This is a genomic window from Nonomuraea sp. NPDC003707, from assembly GCF_053587055.1.
In genome coordinates this window covers 1-26940 of record NZ_JBSFNK010000076.1, presented here as the reverse complement: position 1 = coordinate 26940, position 26940 = coordinate 1, and the positions used below count along the sequence as shown (strand labels likewise).

The 26940-nt window shown below is 69.4% G+C and carries 30 protein-coding genes; 19 read left to right on the top strand and 11 right to left on the bottom strand.

Going from position 1 to position 26940, the window contains the following annotated elements; all coding sequences use genetic code 11:
* Positions 1–95 precede the first annotated feature (95 nt).
* A complete protein-coding gene (locus tag ACWDRB_RS65440) occupies positions 96–461 on the bottom strand; it encodes an ArsR/SmtB family transcription factor (protein ID WP_449912232.1) in 366 nt (121 codons plus the stop codon).
* A gap of 220 nt (positions 462–681) precedes the next feature.
* On the opposite strand from ACWDRB_RS65440, the gene ACWDRB_RS65435 reads away from it, so the two are divergent.
* The 9 genes from ACWDRB_RS65435 (at position 682) to ACWDRB_RS65395 (ending at position 8141) form a co-directional block, all read left to right on the top strand.
* The gene (locus ACWDRB_RS65435; RefSeq protein WP_449912230.1) at positions 682–1293 is read left to right on the top strand and encodes an SH3 domain-containing protein; all 612 of its coding nucleotides are present in this window, start codon (positions 682–684) and stop codon (positions 1291–1293) included.
* A gap of 75 nt (positions 1294–1368) precedes the next feature.
* A complete protein-coding gene (locus ACWDRB_RS65430) occupies positions 1369–1557 on the top strand; it encodes a hypothetical protein (RefSeq protein WP_449912228.1) in 189 nt (62 codons plus the stop codon).
* Between the two features lie 163 nt (positions 1558–1720).
* Positions 1721–2389, top strand: coding sequence for a DivIVA domain-containing protein (locus tag ACWDRB_RS65425; RefSeq protein WP_449912227.1), 669 nt, complete (start codon positions 1721–1723; stop codon positions 2387–2389).
* An 88-nt stretch (positions 2390–2477) separates the two neighbouring features.
* A complete protein-coding gene (locus ACWDRB_RS65420; protein ID WP_449912226.1) occupies positions 2478–3704 on the top strand; it encodes a hypothetical protein in 1227 nt (408 codons plus the stop codon).
* 79 nt (positions 3705–3783) lie between these two features.
* On the top strand, positions 3784–4143 hold the full coding sequence (locus ACWDRB_RS65415) for a BlaI/MecI/CopY family transcriptional regulator (protein ID WP_449912224.1): 360 nt from the start codon (positions 3784–3786) through the stop codon (positions 4141–4143).
* Positions 4140–5072: a M56 family metallopeptidase gene (locus tag ACWDRB_RS65410; RefSeq protein WP_449912223.1), complete on the top strand. Its 933-nt coding sequence runs from the start codon at positions 4140–4142 to the stop codon at positions 5070–5072. Before ACWDRB_RS65415 ends, ACWDRB_RS65410 begins: the two co-directional genes overlap by 4 nt.
* Before the next feature lie 209 nt (positions 5073–5281).
* Positions 5282–5674, top strand: a complete 393-nt coding sequence (locus tag ACWDRB_RS65405) for a hypothetical protein (protein ID WP_449912222.1) — start codon at positions 5282–5284, stop codon at positions 5672–5674.
* A 66-nt stretch (positions 5675–5740) separates the two neighbouring features.
* Positions 5741–7279, top strand: a complete 1539-nt coding sequence (locus ACWDRB_RS65400; RefSeq protein ID WP_449912221.1) for a multicopper oxidase family protein — start codon at positions 5741–5743, stop codon at positions 7277–7279.
* Between the two features lie 13 nt (positions 7280–7292).
* Positions 7293–8141, top strand: a complete 849-nt coding sequence (locus ACWDRB_RS65395; RefSeq protein WP_449912219.1) for a F510_1955 family glycosylhydrolase — start codon at positions 7293–7295, stop codon at positions 8139–8141.
* Between the two features lie 125 nt (positions 8142–8266).
* On the opposite strand, the gene ACWDRB_RS65390 is transcribed toward ACWDRB_RS65395, so the two are convergent.
* The gene (locus tag ACWDRB_RS65390) at positions 8267–8893 is read right to left on the bottom strand and encodes a DUF4142 domain-containing protein (RefSeq protein ID WP_449912218.1); all 627 of its coding nucleotides are present in this window, start codon (positions 8891–8893) and stop codon (positions 8267–8269) included.
* 269 nt (positions 8894–9162) lie between these two features.
* Positions 9163–10494, bottom strand: a complete 1332-nt coding sequence (locus ACWDRB_RS65385) for a sensor histidine kinase (RefSeq protein WP_449912217.1) — start codon at positions 10492–10494, stop codon at positions 9163–9165.
* 306 nt (positions 10495–10800) lie between these two features.
* On the opposite strand from ACWDRB_RS65385, the gene ACWDRB_RS65380 reads away from it, so the two are divergent.
* The gene (locus ACWDRB_RS65380) at positions 10801–11220 is read left to right on the top strand and encodes a hypothetical protein (RefSeq protein WP_449912215.1); all 420 of its coding nucleotides are present in this window, start codon (positions 10801–10803) and stop codon (positions 11218–11220) included.
* 12 nt (positions 11221–11232) lie between these two features.
* Here ACWDRB_RS65380 and ACWDRB_RS65375 read toward each other — a convergent pair whose 3' ends face one another.
* The 4 genes from ACWDRB_RS65375 to ACWDRB_RS65360 form a co-directional block, all read right to left on the bottom strand.
* Positions 11233–11583 carry a hypothetical protein gene (locus tag ACWDRB_RS65375; RefSeq protein WP_449912213.1) on the bottom strand — a complete coding sequence of 117 codons (351 nt, stop codon included), beginning with the start codon at positions 11581–11583 and terminating at the stop codon, positions 11233–11235.
* Entirely contained in the window at positions 11580–11759 is a 180-nt protein-coding gene (locus tag ACWDRB_RS65370; RefSeq protein WP_449912211.1) for a hypothetical protein, read from the bottom strand. The genes ACWDRB_RS65375 and ACWDRB_RS65370 overlap by 4 nt, the downstream gene beginning before the upstream one ends.
* Before the next feature lie 200 nt (positions 11760–11959).
* A complete protein-coding gene (locus ACWDRB_RS65365; protein WP_449912209.1) occupies positions 11960–13930 on the bottom strand; it encodes a cytochrome c oxidase assembly protein in 1971 nt (656 codons plus the stop codon).
* 126 nt (positions 13931–14056) lie between these two features.
* On the bottom strand, positions 14057–15025 hold the full coding sequence (locus ACWDRB_RS65360; RefSeq protein WP_449912208.1) for a coiled-coil domain-containing protein: 969 nt from the start codon (positions 15023–15025) through the stop codon (positions 14057–14059).
* A gap of 281 nt (positions 15026–15306) precedes the next feature.
* On the opposite strand from ACWDRB_RS65360, the gene ACWDRB_RS65355 reads away from it, so the two are divergent.
* A complete protein-coding gene (locus tag ACWDRB_RS65355) occupies positions 15307–16206 on the top strand; it encodes an FKBP-type peptidyl-prolyl cis-trans isomerase (protein WP_449912206.1) in 900 nt (299 codons plus the stop codon).
* Between the two features lie 185 nt (positions 16207–16391).
* Entirely contained in the window at positions 16392–17603 is a 1212-nt protein-coding gene (locus tag ACWDRB_RS65350; protein ID WP_449912204.1) for a hypothetical protein, read from the top strand.
* 56 nt (positions 17604–17659) lie between these two features.
* On the opposite strand, the gene ACWDRB_RS65345 is transcribed toward ACWDRB_RS65350, so the two are convergent.
* From ACWDRB_RS65345 to ACWDRB_RS65335, 3 genes are all read right to left on the bottom strand, one after another.
* Positions 17660–18592 (bottom strand): M56 family metallopeptidase, encoded by a 933-nt coding sequence (locus ACWDRB_RS65345; RefSeq protein WP_449912202.1) that lies wholly within the window; start codon positions 18590–18592, stop codon positions 17660–17662.
* Complete coding sequence (locus ACWDRB_RS65340) at positions 18589–18945, bottom strand: BlaI/MecI/CopY family transcriptional regulator (protein ID WP_364267063.1); 357 nt, start codon at positions 18943–18945, stop codon at positions 18589–18591. The genes ACWDRB_RS65345 and ACWDRB_RS65340 overlap by 4 nt, the downstream gene beginning before the upstream one ends.
* 69 nt (positions 18946–19014) lie before the next feature.
* A complete protein-coding gene (locus ACWDRB_RS65335) occupies positions 19015–19623 on the bottom strand; it encodes a TetR/AcrR family transcriptional regulator (protein ID WP_449912200.1) in 609 nt (202 codons plus the stop codon).
* An 89-nt stretch (positions 19624–19712) separates the two neighbouring features.
* On the opposite strand from ACWDRB_RS65335, the gene ACWDRB_RS65330 reads away from it, so the two are divergent.
* The 7 genes from ACWDRB_RS65330 to ACWDRB_RS65300 all read left to right on the top strand — a co-directional run bounded on the left by ACWDRB_RS65330 (position 19713) and on the right by ACWDRB_RS65300 (position 25108).
* The gene (locus tag ACWDRB_RS65330; protein ID WP_449912198.1) at positions 19713–20204 is read left to right on the top strand and encodes an HXXEE domain-containing protein; all 492 of its coding nucleotides are present in this window, start codon (positions 19713–19715) and stop codon (positions 20202–20204) included.
* A gap of 239 nt (positions 20205–20443) precedes the next feature.
* The gene (locus tag ACWDRB_RS65325) at positions 20444–20842 is read left to right on the top strand and encodes a hypothetical protein (RefSeq protein WP_449912196.1); all 399 of its coding nucleotides are present in this window, start codon (positions 20444–20446) and stop codon (positions 20840–20842) included.
* Between the two features lie 675 nt (positions 20843–21517).
* A complete protein-coding gene (locus ACWDRB_RS65320) occupies positions 21518–22330 on the top strand; it encodes a transporter substrate-binding domain-containing protein (protein WP_449912194.1) in 813 nt (270 codons plus the stop codon).
* The gene (locus ACWDRB_RS65315) at positions 22330–22977 is read left to right on the top strand and encodes an amino acid ABC transporter permease (protein ID WP_449912192.1); all 648 of its coding nucleotides are present in this window, start codon (positions 22330–22332) and stop codon (positions 22975–22977) included. Before ACWDRB_RS65320 ends, ACWDRB_RS65315 begins: the two co-directional genes overlap by 1 nt.
* Positions 22974–23711: an amino acid ABC transporter ATP-binding protein gene (locus ACWDRB_RS65310; RefSeq protein ID WP_449912191.1), complete on the top strand. Its 738-nt coding sequence runs from the start codon at positions 22974–22976 to the stop codon at positions 23709–23711. The genes ACWDRB_RS65315 and ACWDRB_RS65310 overlap by 4 nt, the downstream gene beginning before the upstream one ends.
* A complete protein-coding gene (locus ACWDRB_RS65305) occupies positions 23708–24874 on the top strand; it encodes an aminotransferase class V-fold PLP-dependent enzyme (protein WP_449912190.1) in 1167 nt (388 codons plus the stop codon). The genes ACWDRB_RS65310 and ACWDRB_RS65305 overlap by 4 nt, the downstream gene beginning before the upstream one ends.
* Before the next feature lie 66 nt (positions 24875–24940).
* Entirely contained in the window at positions 24941–25108 is a 168-nt protein-coding gene (locus tag ACWDRB_RS65300) for a hypothetical protein (protein WP_449912188.1), read from the top strand.
* 267 nt (positions 25109–25375) lie between these two features.
* Here the strand turns inward: ACWDRB_RS65300 and ACWDRB_RS65295 are convergent, their stop codons facing one another.
* Positions 25376–26146, bottom strand: a complete 771-nt coding sequence (locus tag ACWDRB_RS65295; RefSeq protein ID WP_449912186.1) for a glycerophosphodiester phosphodiesterase — start codon at positions 26144–26146, stop codon at positions 25376–25378.
* Positions 26147–26940: the final 794 nt, after the last annotated feature.

Here is a 26940-nt window from a genome sequence, read left to right as displayed (position 1 = left end):
CCAGATACCGGCGATCGGCATCCGCGCTGACCCCGTGCCCATGACCGTGCCCATGCCCGTGGCCGTGGTCGTGTGGCTGGTCGTGCTCGTGATGTTCAGACATCTGCGGAGCTCCTCGGGGGATGGGTGACGTGGGCGATGGCCAGTTGCAGGAGGTTGCGTACATGGGCGTCGGTCAGCCGGTAGTAAGCCAGCCGTCCGGCGCGGCGTGCCCGTACGATCCGATGGCCGCGCAACATCCGCAGCGCATGTGAGACCGCCGAGGTGTTGCGCCCGACGACGGCGGCCAGGTCTCGCACGCACAGCTCACCGGCTGCGGTGAGCGCCGCCGGCAACCGGATCCGGCCGGGATCGGCCAGTAGTGCCAGCAGGTGCCCCGCATCCTGCGCGATCGTCGATGAGGGCAGGACACAGCGGATCGCCTCGAGACGTTCGGCATCAACACCTGATGGGATGTTCATATATACAGATGCTCCCTGTCGTGGCGCGCCGGGTCAAGGCCCGCGGGGAGATCGCGCCGACAGGATTTCTACTCATGAATATCTGATCAGATGTTTAAACACACTGTAATGAGTCAACTACATTGCGTAGAAGTTGCAGGCTGGACGGTCAGGGTCCGGCCTGTGCTGTACCAGGTTCCCGCAACCCCGTACAGCCACGCGCACAGGAAGGGCTCACACAATGAGAAGTGTCCACACCGCCACCGCCACCGCGATGATGGCCGTAACCGCTGGATGCCTGGCGCTGACTGGGCTGCCGGCCCAGGCCGCCTCCCCCCGTCTCACCCCGCCGGTCACGGCCGGATCGTGCCGCTACGAGCTCAACCATCTGGCGCCCGGCGAATCGATCACCGTCCGCTCCGCACCCCGGCGGAACGCGCGCGTCCTCGGGCAGCTCCGCTCCGGTGATCGTGCCATCGCCGGATCCTGCGCCGGTAAGGGCGGCTGGCTGCACGTCACGACCCCGGCCGGGATCCGAGGCTGGGCATCAGGGCACCACCTGCGCAAACTGCCCACGGGCACCGGCGGCGCAGCCAGGCTGGGCACCCCCGCAGGAGCCTGCCGCTACAGCGTGACCGGGGTGCGCCGCATCAGCCACCTCAACGTCCGCTCCGGCGCCGGGCTCCGCTATCGCCCGATCGCCGCGCTGAAGGCCGGCGACCCCGCCATCGCCGGGACATGCGCCGGCAAGCGCGGCTGGCTGCGAGTCACCACCCCCGCCGGGGTGCGCGGCTGGGCCTGGAACGGCTATCTGCGCAAGAGCACCACCGTCAGCCGGCGCTCCACCAAGTAGCACTTCAACCACCTCTTCCTCCGGCTCACCTGCCCCCAAAGCGCCCTGAAGGCGTCTGTCGCGAGAGGAACGACGATGACCGAACCACACGTCCACCCGCACCACCACCATGACGACGCCGCCTGCACCGAGGACGCCACGCACGGCGCCGACGACTGTGCCGCCGAGTGCGCCGACGTCGATGTCCACGCGGCTGAGCAGGGCCAAGGCCTGGACTGCGGCCCGGGGCACTGCCACGACGAGCACGACGCCGCCTCGCACTAGCCGGTGATGCCGGCCTGCCGCCTGGCGGTCACACCGTTACCGCGCTCCCGCGGCTGATCCGTGGTCCTGGCGACAGGCGTCCTTGGGCGGCGTTGCCAGGACCACTCCCGCCGCCCTGTCGAGTCATGGCTACGAGCCGACGGCGAAAGGTTTCACAGTCACCATGCATGCCGAGCACGACGAACACGACCACGGTCCTCACCTTCCGCACAGCCACGCAGACCTCGACGGCGCCACCTCACCATCGCTTCAGGCGGTCATGTCCAGCCAGTTCGCCGTGCTGACCGCCGCCGCGGTGCACCACCAGGTCTTCACCGTGGTGCGGTTGCGCGGCGGCTACGACCTGGCCGAAGTGGATGCCTTCCTGTCCCGTGTGGAGACCACCCTCAGTCTGCTCTGGGGAGACAACGCCCAGCTGCGCGAGCGCCTGGCCGCCAACGCCGTCGCCCCGCCGGATGCGTCCGCTGGGGCGGAGGTGCTGGCCGCGGCGCACCGAAGTGCCGAGAAAACCATCACGGCCGCCCAGCACGAAGCCCGCCAGATCATCGCCGCCGCCCACGCCGAAGCCGAGCAGAGGCAGCGCGAGGCCGCGGCGGCCGCCGACACGCTGACCCAGGCCGCCCGCCAGGCCATCGACGAACAGATCGACCGGCTCACGCTCGCCGTCACCGACCAGAGCAGGCACCTGGAGCACACCCTGCAGGGCCGGCTCGACCAGCTGCGTACCGTACTGGAAGATCTCACCACGCCCAGCCACGGCGTGCACGAAGCCTCACCCGCGCGGGCGGCCATGGCACCGCCCAGCACCGCCGACAGCCTCCTCGGCCCCTGACAGACGTTCTGGGCGGAGGCCGTCCCACTCGATCTTGATGTACCGGTGCCGGCGCCCACCGCCGCCGCGGCACCGTGCGATCGCCGCAATGCCCGTACTTCGCAGGAAAGGCCGTGCCATGTTCGTGCCGCCCGGGGGACCGGCGCCCCTGCACACCCTGGCCCTGTACGACCTGGGCCCGAAAGACCCCCTGGACGCCGCCCTGCCGGCCTGGACCACGTGGGTCGCCGTCGTCCTGGTCGCGCTGTCCACGCTGGCCGGCGCCCACCTGGCCCGCCGCAACAGCGCGAAGATCAGCATCTGGCTGGCCATCGCCTCGGCTCTGATGCTCATCACCGCCCTGGTCGACCTGCTGCCCGACGCCTGGCAGGAAGCCGACGCCACCGGCGTGCCGATCTGGGTGGTGGGCCTGGCCGGGCTGTTCGGGTTCGCCGTCATCACCTTCTTCACCCGCAAAGGCTGCGGCCACAGCCACGACGCCGGCGCCGCTGCCGGCGGACGTCACGCGCCGGGCGTGCACCGCCGGGTCAAGGAAGCGGTCAGCGCCGCGGTCTACGGCGGGGTCGGCACCGCCGCCGCGCTGTCCCTGCACCGCATGATCGAGGGCGCCACCCTGGCGCTGGTCTCCTCCGCCGTCGTGGTGACCGCCCTGGTGATCCACTCGGCCAGCGAAGGGCTGGCCCTGACCGCCCTGCTCGACCTCGCCCGCAAACCGGCGGTCCCCTGGCTGGCCCTGTCCTGCCTGGCCCCGGCCGCCGGTGTCGTCCTGGCCACCGTGGCGCCCCTGCCCGCCCAGAGCGTGCCGATCCTGCTCGGCATGGTCACCGGCGTGCTGCTGCGCACCGCGGTCATCGGGCTCACCATCGCCCGCGACAGCCGACGCCTGTCCCGGCGCCACCTCGTCATCGCCGCCACCGTCGTGGCGGGCGTCGGCGGCCTGCTGATCACCACACAAACCGTGCTCGCCGGCGGGTTGCCCCAGCCGATGGTCGCCGCCCCCGTCGTCCCTCACTCCCGTGCACCCAGCCCGCCCACCGCACCCATCCGGCAGATGACGACGACCCAGCTACGCGCCGCCATCTCCGGCGGGCAACTCAGCCTCGAACAACTGCTCGCCCGCCGCGACCCGGCCACCATCAGCGCCGATGCCGCCACCCTGCTGCGCGCCCTGCCCGAGCACAGCCCCGAGCAGATCACCCAGACACTGCGCCAGGCCAAGATCGGCACCGGGACCGCGATCGGCGACCTCACCCTGCGCCAGCGCCATCTCCTGCTCAGCGCGCTGAGCGACGAGCCGGAGTCGCAGCACCGGTGAGGTGGGCAGCGCGGCAGCCCGGCCTTACGGCCAGCGCCCGTCCACTTCAGCTCACACACCACGATGCGGCAGGAGAGTGATGATGCAACTCGGCACTCTGGAGCGATCGATCATGCAAGCCCTGTGGGAGCATCCCGAGGGCGTCTTCGCCAACCACCTGGCGGCCATCCTGCCCTCCCAACCGGCCACCACGACCGTGCTGACCGTCCTGGTACGCCTGTCACACAAAGGCATGGTCGCCCGCGAGCTCATCGGCCGCGCCCACCTCTACAAGGCCACCGCCACCAAGGACGCCTTCGTCGCCGAGGCCATGCATGCCGCCCTCAACGAGGCCGGCGACCTGGAGGCGGCCGTGCAACGCTTCGTCGGCACCGTCACCCCGCAGGTGGTGGCAGTCTTGCTCGAAGCTCTCGGTGAACGCGACGGGTCCACGCCATGATCGCCTGGCTGGTTCCCCCTGGGATCGCGCTTCTTCCGGTGGCGCTGGGCGACCGGGCCGCCCGCGCGCTGGCCGGTGCGCCCTGGACACATCGCTGTCCCCGCGCCGCACTCGTGCTCTGGCAGGCGGCCGGACTGGCGGCCGGACTGGGTGCGATCGGCCTCGGGCTGGTGGCCGCGGTCGCCCCTCTGGCCGCCGTCTTCCCCCACGGCGTGCACACCCTGGCCCGCCACCTCGTCACCGGCCACGGCCTCGACGGCCTCGGCCCACCGCAACTGCTCGCCCTGCTGCTGTCGACGGCCCTGCTGACCTGGCTGCTGGCGCACACCATCCACGCCACCACCCGCACCGCGCACGAGCGGCGCCGTCAACGGCTGCTGATCGACATCGTCGCCGACCATCACCCCGACCATGACGTCTACGTCCTGCCCAGCAGCAAGAAGGTCGCCTACTGCGTGCCAGGCAGACACCGTCGCATCGTCGTGAGCCAGGGCACCCTGGACCTGCTCACCACCAGCGAGCTGCAGGCCGTGCTGCACCATGAGCGCGCCCACGCCCGTGGCCACCACGACCTGGCACTGCTGCCCTTCCTCGCCCTCACCCACGCCTTCCCCCGTCTGTCCGCCGCGCACACCGCCTGCCGCGCGGTGGCCGTACTCCTGGAGATGATCGCCGACGACCACGCCCGCCAAGCCCACGGCGAGCTGCCGCTGGCCCGTGCCCTTGTCCGGATGGCCAGCCACGACGACGGCCCACAACCCGCCACCTTCGCCCTGACCGACCTGGGCACCACCGAACGCCTCCAGCGCCTGCTGACGCAGCGCGAGCACACCCCATGGGTGCCCGCCACCGCCTACGCCACGGCCATGCTGCTGCTCAGCGGTCCGCTCGCGGTGCTACTCGCCCCGCTCATCTTCATCACCACCTGACAGGCCCGCACGTCACCGTGAACACAGGCTCATACCGGCCGCTCAGCCCTTCGACCGGTGCTGGTGGCGGCGCGCCGGGTGGTGGCCGCCGCGCGGGTGTCGGATCCGGGCGGGCCGACGCCGTCGCCGGCGTCTTCCCCCCGAGGCCAGAAATGGGGCGATGCCCTGCGGCGGTAAGGTGGGGCCGTGTCTGTCCGGTGGGATGAGTCATGAGCGGGAGAAACGCGTTCGCCGCGGTGCTGCCGAAACTTGTGCTCGTGGCCGCCGTGCTGCTGGGCGTCGGGCTCAGTTACGCCACCGGGCACTTCTGCGCGGCCTCCCATACCGCGGCCGGCGCCTGCGCCGCCGCGTCGGGTGACGATCATCCTGGCATGAGCGCAGGCCACGCGTCGTCCGTCGGCGCCGATCACGGTCCTGTCGTGTTGTGCCTGGTTGCGCTGGCCGCGGTGGTCGTCGTGTTCGTGCTGGCCCTGTTCGGCCTCGGCCGGCCGAATGCCATCGGCGGCTGGGGCACGCATCGCCCGAGGGAACTGCCCGCGGTGCGCGGGTCGCCGCTGCCGTACGCGCTCTCCCTCCGACGCGTAGCGGTTCTGCGGACATAGGAGTCCTCTGGGCCGGGCTGAGCCCGGCGTCAAGGATTCCCGTCCGTTTCGAACCGTGAGCGATTCATGACATCCATCGATCGACGGTTCTTCCTGCGTGCCGGCATGGCCGCCGTGGGAGGAGCCGTGTTGTCGGCGTGCTCGTCGAGCGAGAGCACCGCTTTTGTCCCACCTGGTGGGGCGCAGGTGCGGGCCGCCGAAGCCGCCCGGCGCCCTGGCTCCGTACGGGAGTTCCGGCTCCTCGCCCATGAGGGGCGAGCCGACCTCGGCGGGCCGACCGTGCGGACCTGGCTGTACGGCGATCGCCTGCCCGGCCAGGCGATCCGCGTCGCCAAGGGGGAGGTGGTCCGGGCCAGGCTCGTCAACCGGCTGCCGAAGGAGACGACCGTGCACTGGCACGGCCTGGCGTTGCGCAACGACGCCGACGGCGTGCCGGGCGTGACCCAACAGCCCGTTCCGTCCGGCGGCGAGCACCTCTACGAGTTCACCGCCGCCCATCCGGGGACCTACTGGTTCCATCCGCACCATGGCACGCAGCTCGACCGCGGCCTTTACGCGCCGCTGATCGTCGAGGACCCGGCCGAGCCGCTCGGCTACGACGAGGAATGGGTCGTCGTCCTGGATGACTGGATGGACGGCGTGACCGGCACCCCTGACGACGTGCTGGCGGAGCTGACCGCGATGGCGGGCATGACGACCGGCGGCGGCGGACACGACGGCCACGGCGGCATGGCCATGCCCACGCCCCCGCCCACGCCGACCGCGTCGGCGAAGTGGCCGCACATGATGATGAACGCCGAGAGCGACCTGCTCGGCGGAGACGCCGGCGACGTCTACTACCCGCATTTCCTGATCAACGGGCGGGTGGCCGCTGCTCCGGAGACGTTCACCGCCAAGCCGGGTGCCCGGGTGCGCATCAGGTTGATCAACGCGGGTGGCGACACCGCGTTCCGGGTGGCGCTGGGCGGTCACCGGCTGACCGTCACCCACGCCGACGGCTTCCCGGTGGAGCCGGTGGACGCCGACGCGCTGCTGCTCGGCATGGGCGAACGCTACGACGTGCTGGTCACCCTCAAGGACGGCGCCTTTCCCCTGGTCGCGCTGGCGGAAGGCAAGCGGGGCCTGGCCCGTGCCCTGGTTCGCACCGCGAAGAGCGCCAGAACCCCGCAGGCCGATGCCCGCCCTGACGAGCCGAACAGCCGCATCGTCGGCTATGGCCAGCTGAAACCCGCGCAGGACGTACGGCTGCGGCAGCGGGCCGCAGACCGGACGATCACCCTGAACCTCACCGGAAGCATGGCCAAGTACGACTGGGCCATCAACGGCAGGAAATACGACCCGAAGGTCATCGAGCCGATCAGGTCCGGGGAGCGGGTCAGGCTGTCGTTCGTCAACCAGAGTCTGATGTGGCACCCCATGCACCTGCACGGCCACACCTTCGCCCTGGCGCGGACCGGCCTCAGGAAGGACACCGCGATCGTGCTCCCGGGCGCGACCCTCGACGTCGACTTCGACGCCGACAACCCCGGCCTGTGGATGATCCACTGCCACAACGTCTACCACGCCGAGGCCGGGATGATGAGCCTGCTCGGCTACCAGGCCTGAAAGGACACGCGCGATGATCAAGAAACTGGGACTGGCGCTTGCCCTGGCCATCGGTCTGACGGCGTGCGGTGCCGGCGAACCGGCCGTCACCCCTTCCGCCCAGCCCTCCGACGTGGGGGTCGGGCACGTTCACGGCCTGGGGGTGGACCCCGCGACCGGCAAGACCTACGTCGCGGGCCACTTCGGCCTGTTCACCCTGGAGAACGGGAAGCTGGTCAGGGTGGGGGACCGGGACGCCGACCACATGGGGTTCACGGTCGCCGGCCCGAAGACCTTCTACGCCAGCGGGCACCCCGCCGCGGATGACGTCACCGCCGGCGAGCCGCCGCACCTCGGGCTGATCCGCTCCACCGACTCCGGTCTCACCTGGGAGCAGGTGGCGCTGGCGGGCAAGGCCGACTTCCACGCCCTGCAGGTCGCGGGGAAGACGGCCTACGGGTACGACAGCCAGACCGGCCAGATCTGGCGCGGGCAGGGGGCCGACCTCAAGCCGGCCGCCCGGCTTGACCTGCTCGACCTCGCCGCCGGAGCCGACGCGCCCGATCGCCTCTACGCCACGACGCCCGAAGGCGTGCAGGTCAGCGGCGACTCCGGCAGGTCCTTCGAAGCGCTGAAGGGAGCCCCGCTGCTGTCGTTCCTGGACGTGGTCGGCAAGGATCGGCTGGTCGGCATTGACCCGAGCGGCCAGGTGCAGGTCAGCGCCGACCGAGGAGCGACCTGGCAGCCGGCTGGGCGCCTGCCCATGCAGGCCGTCGCCTTCACCGCCGTATCCGCCGAGCGTCTCCTGGCCGCCGCCATGGACGGCACGGTCTACGAGTCAATGAACGGAGGCAAGGACTTCACGACCGTTCACCAGCCCTGACGAGGGGCGACGCTGCCCCGGATGCGATGTCAGCGGGCCGGCCGGGTCCTGTGGCGGGGAGATCGGCTGAGCGACCCCGCCGCAGGCCTGGCCGACGCCGCTCAGTCGCCTCGGCGGTCGTCTCCTCATCTCGCCACAGCGCGGGGTGTGGCGGGTGAGGGCGCCGGGGGTTCCGGCAGTTGGTCATGGTCCACCAGGCCGGTGGATTCCAGGTAGGTCATGTGGCGCATGACGAAGTTCATGCCTTCTCCGGCGAACTTCCTGATCTCGGAGTTACGGGTGCCCGCCCGCACCGCGGCCAAGGTGCTGAAGACCTTGCCGTGGGCGGCGCGCAGCAGGTTCGCGTAGTCCCGGTCGAAGGCGGGGCCGCTCTCCGCCGCCAGTTGGGCCATCCAGCTCTGCTGGTCGGCATTGGGTTCATTGGGCAGCGCGACGCCCAGCTTCTTCGCGGTCTGTCGGGTCATCAGGTCCAGCTTCGCGTGTTCGTTCATGATCTGCCTGCCGACCTCCTTGACGCGCTGGGACTTGGCGCGGGTTGCGGCGTACTCGCCTACGGGCATCTCCCACAAGCCCGCCTGCCGAACCTTGACGAGTAGATCACGGTCGGCTGCTGTGAGGGGGCCTGATGACGTCTGCGTGGCCGCGGTGGCGGCGGGATCGATCGAGGGCGGCATGACCAGCACGATCGTCGCCGCGGCCGCCACGACGAAGCCGGCGAGCATGAACAGCTCACCGCGGAGCAGCCTCTTCATGGTCCGAGGCATGCCGGTTTCTCGGGCCATGTTCAGGCTCCCGGCTGTCCGGAGGCCGTTGTCACCGATCTGCTCGCCGCCCGGTGCCCACGTGAGCGGCGGCTGTGCTCACCCCCTTGGCTTGGCGGAAACACGAGGATGGTGATGTTCGTCATCGTCGGCGTACCTCCACTTGACGCTTGTGGTTCCTTCGGAGGTACGCGAGCCTTAACCAACAAGTTCGACATCATGTAGAAGTTGTTATGGATTGCGTTGGCGCGCGAGGGAGGCTACGGCTCTCCCTCGTACAGCGGCAGGACGGCTACGAACCGGGCGCCGGGCCAGTGGTCGGCGACGGCCAGGGTGCCACGGTGAGCTACGGCGATCTCGCGGGACAGGGACAGGCCGAGGCCGCTGCCCTCCTTGTCCTTGGCCCGTGCGTCGTCCAGGCGGGTGAAGCGTTCGAAGATCCGCTCTCTGTCCTGCGGTGGGATGCCGTCGCCGTCGTCCGCCACGGTGACGATCACCTTGCGGTCCGCCACCTCGACCGAGAGGTCGATCCTGGTGGCGGCGTGGCGGGTGGCGTTGTCCAGGAGGTTCGTCAGCATGCGGTCGAGCTGGATCGGCGAGCCGTACACCGGGGCAGGCCTGCATGGGTTGAAGACGATGGGGGCTCTGGAGCCTTCTCGGCGACGCACCTGCTCTTGGGCCACCCGGCACATGTCCACCACGCGGCGCTGCACGACCGCGTGGGCGTCCAGCCGGGCCAGCATCATGAGCTCGTCGATGATGCCGGTGAGGCGGTCGGCGGCGGCCAGGGCCTGCGTGCCCGTGGCCCGCCAGTCTGTTTCGTCCGGGTAGGCGCTGGCGACCTCCAGTTGGGTGTGCAGGGATGAGAGGGGGCTGCGCAGCTCGTGAGAGGCGTCGGCCACGAAGCGGTGCTGGGACTCGGCGGAGCGTTCGAGGCGGTCGAGCGTATGGTTCGTGGCGGCAGCCAGGTCGGCGATCTCGTCGCTGGTGTCGGGTACGGGTACGCGCCTGCTGAGGTCCTGGCCGGTGATCTCGGTCAGCTCCGCGCGGATGCGCTCGACCGGGCGCAGGGCGAGCCCGACCACCGCCCGCGTCGTCGCGCCGACGATCACCAGCGCCAGCGGCGTGCCCATGAACACCAGCGCGTGAAGCCACGCCAGTGCCCGGTTGACCTCGGCGAGCGAGGCCGCACCGTACACCGTGGCACGACCCTGCGGCATGTGCACAGGCCTGGCTATCACGAGGTACTCACCTCCGTCCTCTCCCTGGACGGGCGGCAGCCGACGCTCGGCGACGTGGATCCTCTCGCGCTTGTCCGCCTGGACGGTCATCACGGGCGAGGCCGCGTGCGGATCGGGGGAGGCGGCAAGCACCTTGCCGTCCTCGGAGACCACTTGCAGGAGATGCACGTGCGACGGCGTTTCCAGCTTCGCCGGAAGGCGGCTGGCTCGGGTTTGGTCGGCGACCTTGTGTACGGCCAGTTCCACCCTGGTATGCACGAGTTCGCGCAGGTAGGGCGGCACGGTGGCGAGGGTGATGGTGGACGTGACGGTGCAGACCAGCGCTGCTATCAAGATCGCGAGCGTGGTCACGCGCGCTCGGATCGAGCGCGGAAACAGTCGTGCCGCCATCCGATCCCCCGTGTCACTATCTGTGACACGTACCCGGAGAGGGGATTCGCAACAATAATGACCATTAATCTTTACATATGCCGAATGACCGTTTGGTGGGGAATGCTCCGGGAAAAGGGCGCTTCGTGCATTTGGTCGTCCCGGGATCGAGATTGTGCTGACGCTCCAAAGGAGCTTCTATGTTGTGTAGATAATCCTTGCTCCTGACTGAACTGCGGGCATGGTGCCGGGCGTACCTCTCATCGATCGCTTGTGGGAGGGTTCGCCATGTCAGGTCCGTCGCGAGGTGTCATCGGCGCTCTGGCCGCGCTCGTTCTGGTCGCCGGGTGTGGTTCGGAGGCCCGGCCCGAGGCTGCGGCGAGCCCGACGCCCGGCCTCTATCAGGAGGCCGCCCTGAGCGCCGAGGAACTCGCCGCGAAGGTCGGGTGCGAGCCCGCCATGCGGACCAAGGCGGCCGAGTTGCGCGAGGGCGTGTGCAGGACGGCTGACGGCAACTACGTGGTCACCAGCTTCACCACGGAGCAGGGTAGGCGGGACTGGCTGGACTACGCGCAGATGTACGGCGGCTCCCACCTCGTCGGACGCCGTTGGGTCGTCTCGGCCGCCCCGGCCGTTCTGGAGACGTTGCGCAAGACCTTGGGCGGCGAACTGCAGACAGGCCGCAGCGCCACTCCGTCCGGTGCCTGAGACCGGCCGCGCTCACTTCGGCGGGCGCCGGTACAGCCAGGTCAGGCGCGGTTCGAGGAGCCACTTGAAGACGGTACGGGTCTGCGGCAGGCACAGCACGATGCTCAGGGTGAAGCAGCTCGCCAGGATCGCCAGCGCGCAGATCAGCAGCGCGGCGCGCAACCCCAGGCCCAGGTACCAGGGCAGGTCCAGGGATCGGTAACTGGCCTTGAAGTAGAACGGGTTCAGCTTGGCGCGGGGCGCGACGAGGATCGCCACGGCCGCGGCGCAGGCCAGCGCGGCGACGGAGGCGGCCCTGACCCAGGGGCGATCCGACGGCCACGGGAACGCGCGCCTGCCGGACACGGTCTCGTTCGAGGTCATGAAGCCGGACGTGCCGTTCCCTCGTCCTCGTCCTTTCCGGCCTCGACGGGAGGCGCGTCCCGGCGGCCTTCGGCGGCCCTGGCGCGGCTTTCGGAGCGCACCAGGGAGACGACGCCGGCGATGAATGCCCCGCCGACCACGAGGGGAGGCGTGAGGGCGGACACGATCTCGAACAAGGGATTTCTCACTTTCAGGCACTCGGATGCGGCGGCGGGAGCCCGCGACGCCATGTTGACGCCGACCAGGTTGAACAGCAGGGCGATTTCCGGTTGCGGCTCAGCCGAACATCGCGATCACGGCTGCCACCATGATCACGATCAGGGTCACGACGGCGCCGATGGCGAGGGCGATCTTCACGTTGGTCGTCATCTTCGGCTCACCGTTCCTGGGAACGCCTGTTCAGCCCGGCCAGGTAGTCGTTGTAGGCGGCCAGCTCGGCCTCGCCGCGGCGGTCGGCATGGCGGTCCAGCCGTCTGGATCGGCGATGGTCGCTGAGCGCCCATTGGGCGGCGATGGTGATGACCACGATCATGGTGGGGATCTCGCCGAACGCCCATGCCATGCCCCCGGCGACGCTCTGGTCCTGGAGCACGCTCGCTCCCCAGGGGCGGGTCAGCTGGTCGTACCAGGACGAGGCGATCGACTTGCCCATCATCATCATCGAGATGCCGAAGAACGCGTGGAAGGGCATGGTCATCATGAGCGTGCCGAGCTTGGCGATGTACGGCAGGCGGCGCGGCGCCGGGTCCACTCCGATGACCACCCAGAAGAACAGCGTGCCGGACAGCAGGAAGTGCGTGTTCATGAGGATGTGGCCGACCGGCTGGCGCATGGCGGTCTCGAACAGCGAGGTGTAGTACAGCGCGTACGAGCCGCTGACGAAGACGACCAACGCGAATGCCGGGTGCGAGACGATCTCGGCGACACGGCTGTGCAGCGCCGAGACGATCCACTCGCGTGGACCGCGGTCGCCGCGCCGGGCGGCAGGTCTCAGCGCTCTGAGGGCCAGCGTCACCGGGGCGCCCAGGACCAGGAAGATCGGCGCCAGCATGGCCAGGCCCATGTGCTGGATCATGTGCATGCTGAAGAGCACGGGCGCGTACGTGGCGATCCCGCTCTGCGTGAGAACGACGATGAGAACGAGCCCGACCGCCCAGGCGATCGAGCGTCCCAGAGGCCATGAGTCGCCTCGGCGGCGCAGCCGGACGACCCCCGCTGCGTATCCGGCGGCGCCGGCGAGGGCCAGCAGGGCGAAGAAGAGGTCCAGGCGCCACAGCGAGGCCAGGCGGGCCGTGGTGAGCTCGGGCGGCATCGCGTATCCCAGCAGGTCACGAACCAGGTCGACGGGCAGCACGATGGGCGGCGGCGGGGTCCGCGACAGGGCCACCGCCAGCCCGATGGCGGCGGCCATGATCACGACCTCGCCGGCCGCGAGCCGGATGAAGGCCCGTGGCCGGCCGGCGCTCAGGGCTGCCAGTGTGTGGCGGCGGTGCAGCCATCCGACTCCTCCGAGGATGGCCAGGGTGGCCGCCTTGGCCAGGATGAGCAGCCCGTACGAAGAGGAGAACAGCTGCCCGATCTCGGTGAGGCGGGCCGCTGCGCCGGCCACGCCGCTGACCGTCACCCCTGCCAGGCACCACAGCGCCAGGCGGGAGAACCGTCCCGTGGCGAGCGCCAGATCGGCCCCGCCGCGCAGGGCGTGCACGGTGACCGCGGCCAGGCCGCCGACCCACAACGCCAGAGCCACCAGGTGCAGCCCCAGCCCGGTGATCGCCATCGAGTGGTTGGGGGAGCTGGCCGAGTGGCCGGTCAGTACGGGCGGAAGCAGCGTCAGCAGCGCGACGGCGAGCAGTCCGGCGGCGCCATGCGCGCTCACCACCCCTCTGGCATATCCCGCGACGCAGCCCGACAGGATCAGCACCAGCAGCAGCATGGTGCCCTGCGGGATGGTGGTGACGAAGCTGACGATCACTGTGCCACTCAGCCCCGTGGCGGGCACCGCCAGGAGATCCGACAGCGTGAACAGCATGCTCAGCGCGGTCATCCCGGCCCAGGAAAGGGCGGCCCACGACGCCATGCGCGCGTATCCCCGCGCCTCGGGGGACAGCAGTCCCTTGGTGGAGGGGAGCAGGACGGTCGCCATGAGGAGCAGGCCCACCGTCGTCACGGCGGACAGGTCGGCGCCGAGCCTGGCGACCGGCAGTCCCCAGCGCGTGACGGTTCCGGCGTCGGGGAGTCCGGCGATCTCGACAGTGGTGGCGGCGCCGCCCACCACCAGGCCGGCGGCCAAGGCGGCCCCGGCGATGGCCGTCGCGGCGAGGAGCAGCCGGGATGTGCGCGCGGTCAAACGAGTACTCCTTGAGGCAGGGATGTTCCGCCGGAGGCCGAGGGCGCGACTCCGCGCCGCACCTGCAAACTTCTACGTCAAGTAGAACTTCTATCGCATGTCGAATACAGAGGCTGTAAGAGTTCGCTACCGCATCGAGATGTGCACGTGGTCCTGGTGGTTGGCGGTGATGCCGCCGCGGTCGGACATGCTTCTCCAGCTGGAGCCCTGCCAGATGCGCTGCTTGTAGATCACGTACTTGATGCCCAGGCGGGAGGCGTTCTTGATCGCCCATGCCGCCAGGGCGTCGCCCTGAGCCGACTGGGCGGGGGAGGGCCACGCGCCGCCTCGCGTGATCATGAAGTCGCAGGCGCGTCCCTGCGGATGCTCGCCACCGTCCTGAAGCGAGCGGAAACACCCGATGCTGGGCAGCGTGAACCGGCGTTTCACCTGATCTCGCACCATCCGGGTGCGAGGGGTGATGTTGTCGGCCCCCGACGGCAGCTCCGGCACCCAGCTGCCGTCGGACCTGCGCACTCCCGGCGCGACCATGAGGCGGTCGATCCGGTCGGTGATCTGGGCGATGAGCTTGTCGGCCTTCTGTCGTTCCGCGCGCAGCCGGGTTCCTCGATCGCGCAGCTCACGCGTTCTCGCGGTGGCGGCCTCCTCGGCGCGTCGGCGAGCGTCGCGGGCGGTGGCGTACCGGCTGATGATCGCCTGCTGGTTCTGCACCTGCACCTGCAGGACCGCGGCCGCATGCAGGGCGGCGTGCGGTTCCTGGGCGCCCATCGGGACGCTCTGGCTCACCTGCGGACTCTGGTAGGCGAGCGCCACCAGTTCGGCGAGCTGCTCGCGGGTGGCGTCATAGTCGCTTTGTGCGGTCTTCAGCCGGGTCGCGGCCTCCTTCTCCGCGCGCCGGGCGGTGGCCAGGGCAGCCAGGTTGGCGTTGTAGTCGGCGGCGGCGCGATCGAAGTCCTTCTGGAGCCGGCTCAGCTGCTTGCGCAGTTGCTCGGCGGTGGGCTTGGGCTCCGCGTGCGCCGGGAGCATGACGAGTGTGGCGACAGTGAGGAACGAGGCAGCCGTGCTATATGCGACCCTCAGCCATCCAGCCGTCACGCCCGCTCCCTCACCAGCTTCTTCTATGCTCTGTAGAAGTATGGGGGAGTCTATGGGGCGAACCGGTGCTCAGGGGACGATTCCTTCGTACTTGAACCACCGGCGGCGAAGACGCGTAGCTCTTGATGATCGGAGAACCGCAGGGGGGACCAGGCCTGATGGGGCAGCTCGCTCAAGTCACATCCTCCACCGGCCCACGGGGCGGTGCCGGGCGGTCGAGGAGGGCCTCCGGCCACCCGGAGGGCAGGCGCTCGACACGCCTGATCGTTCTGGTGTGCGGGGTGGCGGTCCTTCTGGCGATCGTCGCGGGGATCACGCTCTACCTGCTGCCCGGAAAGGACCCTTTGACGGTCACCGGGGCTTTCGGCGAGCAGCCGCAGGTGACCTTCGCCGAGGGAGGGCAGCCGGGCGAGGACCTCAAGGCCGAGACCGTGATCGCGGGCAAGGGCGTGGCCGTGGCCCAGGGAGACCTGGCCGTCGTCCAGTTCGCCAGTTACGCCTGGACCGGTACCTCTCACCGGGAGCTCGACAACAGCCATGACCGCGGCAGACCGGCGGTGATGCGGATCGGAGAGCTCATCCCCGGCCTGGACAAGAGCCTTCTCGGCAGGACGGTCGGCAGCCGCGTGGTGATGTCGATTCCCCCCAAGGACGGCTACGGCGCCGGCGGCAACGCGGAGACCGGGGTGACCGGCGCGGACACGCTCGTCTACGTTGTCGACCTGCTCGCCACGTATCCGAAGACCGCCTCCGCGCGTGGCCGCGCGCGCCCGGCCGACCCGGCTCTTCCTCAGGTGACGGCAGGGCCGGCGGGTGGGGCTCCGGCGGTGGCGATCCCGGCGACGGATCCGCCTGCCGGACTGCGGGCGGAGACCTTGATCGAGGGAGACGGCCCGGCCATCCGCGCCGATCAGATGCTGGTCACCCACTATCAGGGGCAGATCTGGCGCGACGGCAAGGTCTTCGACTCCTCCTGGAACAGAGGAGAGGTGGCGCCGCTGTCATCGCTGACCGGCACGATTCCCGGCATCCTCGAAGGGCTGACCGGCAAGAAGGTCGGCAGCCGGGTGCTGCTGGTCATCCCACCCAAGGACGGGTACGGCAAGAAGGGCCCGGAGGCGGCGGGGATCAGGGACGACGACACTCTGGTCTTCGTCATCGACATCCTGGGCGCGTACTGACACCCCTCGGCAGGCACCCTGCAGCGCTGCCAAGCCGAACTGGACTCGGCCGATGTCCGGCCAGTAGGTCCAAGGAGGTCACTGACGTTCGGCGTGATGTTCGCAAGTCGTGATCGAAATGTACCGGTTGGGGGATCATGTCCGCCCGTACGCTTCGACGGACGGGGAACAACGGGGAGGCATGCATGTCGTTCATGACGCGGATGGCGGCGGCGTTCAAGGGGGAGGTCCGGGCTGACGAGCTCGAGGCCTATCGCCGGGCGGGCGGGCTCGTCTACACCGAACTCGAGCGGGCGGAGGCGTTGCGCGCCCGGTTGGCCGTCGAAGGAGTGAACCTGTGGCACGGCCCGCAGGCCGCCGCCGGGCAACTGCTGTGCACCTGGAACGCGTTCGTCCTGCAGGCCATCGGGGAGCACCTGCTCGACGCGGACTACGCCGCCGACCCGAGCACCGTCGGCTACGTGCCGCAGGTCACCGCTCTGCAGGTCGACGCCTGCTTCGCTCAGGTGGAGGGCTGGGTGTCACGGGCGCGCCAGGCCGCGGGCAACTCCCGCTACCTCGTGGAGAAAGAGGTGCTGCTCCCCGCCGACCTGCCCGAATGGGCCGAGGCCAGCCCGTGCCCGCTGCCGCACCTGAACGGCATGCTCGCCGCCTCGCGCGCCATCCGCCGCCACGCCGAGGTCGCGCTCGGCGTCTTCGAGCAGACCGTCGCCGACGCCGACAACCACCGCTACGCGCTGGAACGGCTGCGCCAGCTTGCCGCCGAGGCGGCGACGGCCGCCGACTACGCCGAGGGGCTGCTGGACACCAACCCGGTGCCGCGCATGCACGAGGCCATCGAGCAGCGCCTGCAGCGCGCTCTGGAGATCTACTACCACCTCGGCCAGCTCATCGCGATGCCCGGACTGATCGGCGGCTACAGGGGCCCCGGCGTACGGCAGGCCGTCCCGCCCGCCAACCTGAAAGTCGCCGACGTCCGCGACTTCGATCCCTGGTGCCTGACCGACCCGCAGAAGCGGAGCTTCTGGCAGGCCGATCCGCGGGCACGCCAGGCGATCAAGGAGATGTGGGAGTACGACCCAGCCCCCGCCCTCACCCTGCGCATCCAGGCCGAGATCGACGCCGCCCGGCAGAGCGGCGCAATCACGTTCGCCATCGACGCCCAGGGGAAACCGTTCGGCAGCTACTACTGCTGCCCTTGGTCCGCGATCTATCTGGTGCGCCGTCCGGTCGTCGTCGGCGGCCGCGCACTGCGTGCGATGCAGCAGTTCACGCTGGAGGTGTCGGCCGAGGACGTGCCGAAGGGTGGCCCGTTCAAGCGCGAGATCATCGTCTCCTCCTTCAGGCCGACCAACCAGATCGACTACTGCGACCCGGACGGCCTGCACGGCGACTGAACCACCGAAGAGTCCGCCCCGACCGGATCAGGCTCATGCGCGCGAGTTGGGGCGCCCTACACGGTGATGCACACCACGGGAGCGATCAGCACGGCCACCGGCCCGCTGAGCAGCAGACCGGCTGCCGAGTAAGCCGCCGCAGGCACCCAATGAGACTGACGGCGCTCGCTGAGCAGCCGCTGCAGCCGTTCGACGACACCCGCGTCCGCCAGGCCGAACGAGGCCAGGCCAGGGCCGGGCCCGCAGGTCGCCATGCGGACGAGCGCGCGGGCCAGCGGCAGCTCGCCGTGCGCCCGGCTGGCGTGATCGTCGGCGATCATCTCCAGCAGTACGGCCACCGTCCGCCGTGCGGTCCGGGCGCAGGCCAGCCACGGGAACGCGTGCTCCAGCGCGACAAAGGGGAGCAGGGCCAGGTCGTGGTGGCCTCGGGCATGTGCGCGCTCGTGCTCGAGAACCGTCTGGAGCTCCTGGCCGGTCAGCGAGTCCAGGGTGCCCTGGCTGAGCACGATGCGCCGATGCCTGCCGGGCACGCAGTAGGCGACGTGTTCGGCCACCGGCAGCACGTAGACGTCATGGGCCGGGGAATGGTCGGCGACCACGTCGACCAGCAGGCGCTGGCGGCGTCGTTCCCGGATCGTCTTGGTGGTGGTGCGTACGGTGTGGATGAGCAGCCAGCTCATCAGGCCCGCCGACCACGTCAGGGCCAGCAGTTGCACCGGTCCGAGCCCGTCGAGGCCGTGGCCGCTGACGATCTGGCGCGCCAGCGTGTGCGCCCCGTGCGGGAAGACCGCGGCCAGCGGCGCGACCGCGGCCACCAGCCCAAGACCGACCGCGCCCAGACCGGCGGCGACTCCGATCGCCTGCCACAGCGCCAGCGCCGCGCGGGGGCAGCGGTGCGTCCAGGCCGCCCCGGCCAGCCTGCGCGCGGCCTGGTCGCCCAGCGCCAGCGGCAGCAGGGCGATTCCGGCCGCGATCAGCCAGGCGATCACGGCGCGGATCCGTCCCGCTCGCCCAGCGCCTCGCGCAAGGCGCTGGCCACCTCCGGCGTCACCGTGCCGACGAAGCGCTGCACGGCCGCCGCGACGTCACCGGCCTCGTCCAGGGCGGCGCGCATGGCCTCGGCGACGAAGGCGTCCTTGTCCGCGGTGGCCTTGTAGAGGTGCGCTCGCCCGATGCGTTCGCGGGAGACCATGCCCTTGTTCGAGAGCCGCATCAGGACGGTCAGCACCGTCGTGGTGGCGGGCTGGGACGGAAGGTCGGCTGCGAGGACGTGGGCGAACATGCCGTCCGGATGCTCCCACAGAGCTTCCATGACCGATCGCTCCAGGTTGCCGAGCTGCACCGTGGCCCTCCTGCCGTGTTCTACTCCAGGTAGAAGGCTACCGTTCTCATGCCGTCCGTCGACAGGCAATCAGAACAAGTACCGCGTCACGATCGTGACGATCTCCCGCTCGAGATCCGCCGCGTCGAAGTCCGGCGCTCGCCCCACGAACCGGTGGATGAGCGACTCGATCGTGGCCACGACGAAACGAGCCTGACACCCGGGATCTGTCGGCGTCAGATCGGGATCGGCGCGCAGCAGCCTCTCGACTGAGGCCACCGCCTCGTCCTCGGCCTGGCGAAACCGGGCCAGCAGCTCTGGCGGCCTCGGCGCCTGCTCGAACAGCACCTGGTGCAGGCGCGGGTCGGCGGCATGAATACGCACCAGCGCCCGGGTCAGCTCAGGAAGCCACTCTGCCAGAGGGCGCTGCTCGGTCAGCACATCGCGCACCGTTTCGATCATTTGCTCCAGATGCGCCTGTGCAAGCACTACCAAGATCGCATCCTTGTTCGGGAAGTACTGGTACAGCGATCCGACGGAGAGTCCGGCCTCTTCCGCGATCCGGTCGGTCGTCCCGGAGGCGTAACCATGGCGGGCGAAAACGCGAGCCGCTGCCTCCTCGATGCGTTGACGAGTCTGCCAGGCGCGCTGCTGCCGGGGCGTTTTCCTGGGGCGATACGGCGAGCGGGCAGGGGGCATCGAGCCGCCTCCAGATGCGAGTACAAAAGCCGAGGAATTCCTCGTATTCTAGCCGCCGCTCGTCCAAGAAACCCCCTGGAGGTATTTCCATGACCTTGTCCGACGTCACCGAGAGGGACCGGCCTCAGCCGGTAGCTGGTGTGCTGCCCTTCCTCATGCCGTTCGGCGTCTACGTTCTGCACACCGTGGAAGAGCTCCCTGGCTTCGCCGCCTGGGCCACGCGCCACTTCGGCCCGGAAACCACGAGTATGTTCGCCGCCTACCACATCCCTCTCATGCTGCTGGTGCTGGTGTGTTCCTGGCTTGCCATGCGTCAGGGTCGCCACGGCGGTTGGGTTGTGCTGGCCACCGCCTTCCAGTGGCAGTTCGCCGTCAACGCGCTCTTCCACATGAGCACCTGGGCCGTCCTGGGTGAGTATTCGCCCGGCGCGGTCACCGCCGCCGTGGTCTCCGTCCCGGCGACCGTCTGTTACCTGGCGTGGATCAGACGCGAGAAGCGGGCGAGTTCCCGGGAGATCGCTATGGCGCTGGTACTGGGAACTGTCATCGCGGCTGCGGCGATCGGCTTCCTGTTCTTGTGAATCCCGGGCCGTTGCCTGCCGCGTCGCGGTGTGAAGGGCGAAATATCGTTAAATGGGACCATCGCTGGGTGGCCGGCTCGATTCCTTCGACAAATGCTGTCCAGTCCTCGCGACCGTGCGGTCCACGCCGTGTCAGGGGGCGCACCTTCCTGCCGGTCGGCACGCCCGCGCTCGCCGTCGCGGTGGTGGCGACCTGGACGGGTGCCTACGCGCTGGGCGGTCGCCGGCGTGGTTGGCCTGTGCTTCTGGTCCTGTGCGGCGTCTCGCAGTACGGAATGCACCAGCTGTTCGCCGCCGATGAATCAGCCGTGCCGGCTCCCCTCATGGGAGCGTCGGGCGGTCACGAGCACGGCAGCGCACCGGGCATGTTGCTGATCCATGTCGCGGTGGCGCTGGGCTCCAGTTGGTGGCTGGCGCGCGGCGAGATGGCGCTGGCGGCGATCCTGGGGCTGGGCGCCGTGCGGATGAGCGGCTTGTGGCGCCTGCTGGTGGCCGCGCTGGCCGTGCCGGCGCGCGTACCGGTCATGGCGAATCCCGGCATCGCACCGATCTGGCCCGAGGCGGCGCGGCGCGTCCCCGCCTTGCTGACCAGGGCGCTGTCACGCCGCGGCCCGCCTGAGCCGCGGCCCTGCGCCTGAACGCGCGGGCCCGACCCCGAAATTCTCTCCCGGCACCCGTTCACGGTTTCCGCACGTGAACGTGCTCATCGCCATGTCGACGTGCGGGCGGGTGCCGCTCCTCTCCCTTTCCCACCTCCTCCGAGACGCCACAGTCGGCGGCCTCGCAACCCCCTTCTTCGGCCGCTGCGGCGCCCGTCGCGGCTGAAGAAGAGACCGGTGTGCCCGGTTGGATGTGGGTCGCCGTCGGTGCGCTCATCCTCGCGGGTGCGGCGATCTTCCTCGGTGGCCGGCGCAAGAAGGGCGACGCATAGTCCAGCCCACTCTGGTGCGGCCGGTGCCGACCGCACCAGAGAGGGCTTGTCCGGGACGAGCCTGCCCGCGGTGAGCAGGCTGTATGTGGCAACCAGCAAGACCACCTGTCCCCGAGCGCGGCTGATGCGCCGGCTCCTGCCGCCGTAGCACGAGCATCGGCCTGGGTCTGATCTGAAGGTTCAGCTCGCATACCCGGAAATTCGGTGATGTTACTGCCAAGAAGCCTCTTGACGGGTACAGCTGTCCCGATGCAATCTCTTGGCAACAGCTAGTCATATGAACATATGTGACTGCGTAGGTCATGAGGTGCCCTTTCCGGGCATCGGGGACTCAGGGCCGACCGGCAAGCCGCGCGTCATGCGCGAGAAGGAGGCACCGGCGGTGTCCGACTTTCATTCGATCCTGCGGCTGGCAATGATCGCCGCAACGACGACCTGCCTGACCGCCTGCGGCGGACAGGCCAAGAGCAGCGATCTCCTGGAGAGAGTCAAGGCTGCAGGTGTCATCCGGGTGGCGCAGACCCAGGCCAACCCGCCGTGGAACTTCCTGGAGAACGGCAAGCCCGTCGGCTATGACGTTGATGTGGCCAACGAGCTGGCCAAGCGGCTCGGGATCGCCAAGGTGGAGTTCGTCGCGTCGAACTTCCAGAGTTTCATCGCCGGGGTTCAGGCCGGCAGGTTCGACGCGGTGATCGCCGGCCAGACCATCACCGACGAGCGCAAGAAGCAGGTCGACTTCTCCCGCCCCTATCAGGTGAATGGGATCTCGATCTTCGTGGCCGGCGCCGATACGTCCATCAACGGCGTGGCTGACCTCAAGGGCAAGAAGCTCGCGGTGACGGCGGGTACGACCCAGGCCGCGTTCGCCAAGAAGTCGATCCCGGGCGCTGACATCAAGACCTACGACAACGCGACGCTGGGCCTGACCGAGGTCGGCAGGGGCCGCGCCGACGCGGTGCTGGTCTCCCGTTTCCAGGGCGCGTTCCTGGCGCAGAAGAACGGCCTGGCGGTCAAGCCGGCGGGCCCGTTGCTGGAGTCGGAGGTCAACGGCATCTCCTTCGCCAAGGGGGCGACGGCTTTCAAGCAGGCCGTGGACCAGGCCCTGGGCGACATGATCTCTGATGGGACGCTGAGCGGGATCTCGAAGAAGTGGCTCGGTGGCCTCGACATGGCCGAGCAGCTCAAGGGGGTCTGATGGATCTCCTGATCGACTTCCTGCCCGATCTGCTGACCGGGCTCGGTGTCACGATCGTGCTGGGTGTGATCTCGTTCGTCCTCGGCAGCGTGCTGGGGGCCTTGGTGACGCTGGCGCGCATCTCCTCCAGTCGCGTGCTGCGGGCGCTGGCCGCCGCCTATGTGTCGGTGTTCCGTGGGACGCCGCTGCTCATCCAGATCATGATCGTCTATTTTGGGCTGCCGCAGCTCGGGCTGGAGATCCCGCCCATCCCGTCCGCGATCATCGCCTTCACGCTGTTCAGCGCCGCCTACCTGAGCGAGAACTTCCGCGCCGGGATCCTGGGCGTGGACAAGGGGCAGTGGGAGGCGGCGGCTTCGATGGCCATGCCGTACTGGAGGACCCTGCGCAGGATCATCTTCCCGCAGGCGATCAGGATCGCGACCCCGGCTGTGGGGAGCAGGTTCGTGGCGTTGATGAAGGATACCTCGCTCGCCTCGGCGGTGACCGTGGTCGAGCTGACTCGGGTGGCCGAGGGCATCGGTACCTCGACCTTCCGCTACATGGAGGCGCTGCTGCTGGTGGGCCTCCTGTACTGGATGGTCAACACTCTGCTCCAGGTTGGCCAGCAGGCGCTGGAGAGGCGGATGGGGAGGGCCTACGCGTGATCACTGTTCGTGGGCTTCACAAACGATTCGGTGACCTGGAAGTGCTCAAAGGTGTTGATCTGGACGTCCAGCATGGTGAAGTGGTGGTGGTCATGGGGCCGTCGGGCTCGGGCAAGACCACGCTGATCCGCTGCCTGAACCTGCTGGAGGAGCCGGAGCGGGGCACGATCGGCGTGTGCGGCGCCGAAGTGACCTGCGGCACGCGTCTGCCGGCCAGAAAGGTGCGCGAACTGCGCCGCCGTACGGCCATGGTCTTCCAGCAGTTCAATCTGTTCCCGCACCTGACTGCCCTGCAGAACGTCATGGAGGGCCCGGTCTCCGTGCGGCGGGTTCCCCGCGCCCAGGCGGCGGCCCGTGGGCGGGAGCTGCTGGCGCGGGTGGGGCTGGAGGACAAGTGCGACTGCTATCCGGCGAAGCTGTCGGGCGGGCAGAAGCAGCGGGTGGCGATCGCCCGGGCGCTGGCCATGGATCCCGAGGTGATCCTGTTCGACGAGCCGACCTCGGCGCTCGACCCCGAGTTGCACGCGGAGGTGCTGCAGGTGATGCGTGAGCTCGCGCGGGAGGGGATGACGATGGTGGTGGTGACGCATGAGACCGCGTTCGCGCGGGAGGTGGCCGACCGGGTCGTCTTCATGGACGGTGGCACGGTGATCGAGCAGGGGCCGCCGTCGAGCTTCTTCACCGCACCGGATCATCCCCGGGTGCGGGCGTTTCTGCGGCTGGTGGCCTCGTGATCGACGTCGCGCGCGCTCGCGCCCAGACCCCTGGAGTCGTTCATGTCGCTCACTTCAACAACGCGGGCTCCGCGCTCCCGTCCACCGGGGTGCTCGACACCGTCGTCGGACATCTGCGGCTGGAAGCGGAAATGGGCGGCTATGAGGCGGCGGCGCGGGCGGCGGACCGGCTCGCCGCCGTTCACACCTCTGCGGCCCGGCTGCTGAACTGCGCGGCGGATGAGATCGCGCTGGTCGACAGTGCGACCCGTGGGTGGGACCTGGCCTTCTACGCGGTGCCGTGGCAGGCGGGCGACCGTGTTCTGACCAGCAAGGCGGAGTACGCCAGCAACTTCATCGCCTATCTGCAGGTCGCCGAGCGTTTCGGGGTGCAGGTGGACGTGGTGCCCAACGACGGGCTCGGCCAGATCTCCGTCGACGCGCTGCGCCGGATGGCTGATGAGCGGGTCCGGCTCATCTCGCTCACACACGTGCCGACCAATGGTGGCCTGGTCAATCCGGCGGCCGAGGTGGGCAAGGTGGCGGCGGAGGTCGGTGCGCTGTTCCTGCTGGACGCCTGCCAGTCGGTCGGCCAGTTGCCGATCGACGTCGAGGTGATCGGCTGCGACCTGCTGTCCACGACCGGCCGCAAGTATCTGCGTGCTCCGCGCGGTACGGGGCTGCTCTATGTGCGGCGTTCCGCGCTCGACCGGCTCGACCCGCCCTTCCTCGACCTGCATGGCGCCCGCTGGGTGTCGGCGTCGCGCTATGAGGTGCAGCCGGGCGCGCGCCGTTTCGAGAACTGGGAGTATGGCGTGGCCGCTCGGCTCGGGCTGGGCGCGGCCCTCGACGAGGCGCTCGCCTGGGGGCCCGAGAACATCCGGGACCGGGTCTACGCTCTGGCGGATCACCTGCGGGGGCGGCTGGCGGAGCTGCCCGGCTGCCGGGTTCGCGATCAAGGGGCCGAACGGTGCGGCATCGTCACTTTCACCCTGGACGGCGAACCCGCTGAGGAGATCAAGAAACGGCTGGCCGGCCGATCGATCAATGTCAGCGTCTCACGGGCTCCGTCGACGCTCCTGGACATGACCGATCGGGGCCTGTCGTCGGTGGTGCGGGCCTCCGTTCACTACTACAACACCGAGGAGGAGATGGATCGACTGATCGAGGAGCTGGCGAGTTGACAAGCGCAGCTGCTCCGGTCAGTGCCTCGGGCTTGATGGTGTGTCGCTCAGCGCGGTGACCAGGAGATGGCGTTGGCACAGGGTGAGGTCGGCGAGGCTGGTACCGGCTTCGATCTTGGCCTGGCGAAGCGTCTGGGTGATCTGCTCGAGGCTGAGCTGTCCGGTCGTGACGGCGGCGCGTGGTTGCGCCGCCGTCCGCTGCTGGGGGCAGTTGGGTGGCGGGCACCGGTGTGACGCTGCGGGTGGCGGCGACGGGCAACGACCGCTGAGGCGGGCCGCCGGCGAGTACCGCCTGAACAGCTGGAGCAGGCTGAGCGTGGCGTCCACGCGGTCAGGAAGGCATCCACTTCGGCCAGGTCGTAGCCGGTGAGTGCCACCAAACCTTTCACCGTCGACGCTCGGAGGCGAACTGCGGCAGCCGGGCGGCGAACGGGATCGGTGGCGCACGCTTCTTCGTCCTCGTGATGCTGTGCGGTCATCGATGACTCCTCTCTCGGCGTATCAGCGGCTGCACAGGGTGACCGCCCAGCTCGAATAGCTGAGACTGCGGTCGGTGATGATGCGGTCGACGCCATAGCCGGCCAGGCGTCGCCACGCGGTGGGGGTGTTGGGAGTCCAGGCGTAAACGTGCACCCCGGCGGCGTGGTAGCTGTCCACCCACGAGCGAGACAGCTGGTCGTATCGGACGGAGACGAAGTCGTAGTGCTCGGCCTGGGCAGGGGGCGGCGTCGTGCTGGCCAGCAGCCCCTGGGCGACTGGCAGGAAGGAGACGCGGCTCAGCGCGGTGGGCAGGAACGAGGTCAGCGCGGTCCAGTCGTAGGCGCGATAGCGGTGATAGACGGCGGTGAGAGCGCGAGCGTCGGCGTCGTCCGGGACGCTCTTCAGCTCGATCAGCACCAGGTCGACGCGGCCGCGCAGCGCGTCCAGCACTTGCGCCAAGGCAGGTGGCGCGAGGCCGTCGCCACCACGCAGCGTGCGCAGCCGCGCCATGGACGAGGTGGCCACCAGACCGCTGCCGTTCGTGGTGCGATCCAGCGTGGCGTCGTGCATGAGGACGGGTTGGTGATCCCTGGTGAAGCGTATGTCTATCTCCACCTGACGGGCATGGGCCGACAGCGCCTGCCGTAGCGACGTGAGGGTGTTCTCCGACCCGGAGGGGGGATAGCCGCGGTGGGCGATCACGCCGGGTGCACGGCACTGCCCCGCCGCCCGGGCGGCGTCAGCCGGGACCGCCGTAGTGACGATCTGGATGACCGCGGTGAGCGCGGCCACGAGGGCACGGCACCGCCCGTGTGCCAGGGGCGGGTGCCGTGGAAGCGGTGCCTCGAGGGTGCCGTCCCCGGTCGGCGGACGCCGCCGGGGGCGGGGTGAGATGCTCATCCGGCGTTGTCACCTGGTCGTGGTCGCGCCAGTGGCGGCGCTCCGGCGCGGGTAACCGTTCCAGGCCCAGCCGTACGCTCCGGAGGTCGTGGTGAGGTGCACCCGGCCGCCGACGATCGCGCGATCACCGGCGCCGTTCCGGAGGCTGCAGACCACGGGCTTTGTGAGCGAGGCTGGAGGGTGGGTACGGGGTGGCGTCGGCCGGCAGGCTCGAAAGTGCCGGCCATCCGGTCGTCGCGGCCATCACTAGTGCGGAGTTGTGGACGGTTCTCATGCGCTGCCTTTCCCGTGCACTTCTACGGACAGTAGTTGACTCATTACGTTGAGTTTAAACATCTGACTGAATGTTCATATGTAGAAGGAAAGGCGTGCGGGAACTGTTGACGCGGAGCGCCTCGGCCGAAATCATGTTTATACATGAACATTTGAGCAGATGTCGTAGGTGGTGGAGGTCTTCCTCGTCGGCAACTGCGCAGGATGCCTGCCCTGCATCCGCAGAGCCGGTCTATCGGCTGCTCGACCCGCATGACCTGGCCATCACACGTCATTCACTGTCGTCCAAGGAGCTCAGCGCATGTCTGATCAACACAGGCACCAGGACCGAGGGGCCGGACGGAACCACGGCCACGAGCATGGGCACGGCCACGGACATGCTGTCGATGCGCAGGCCGACCGGCGCTATCTGA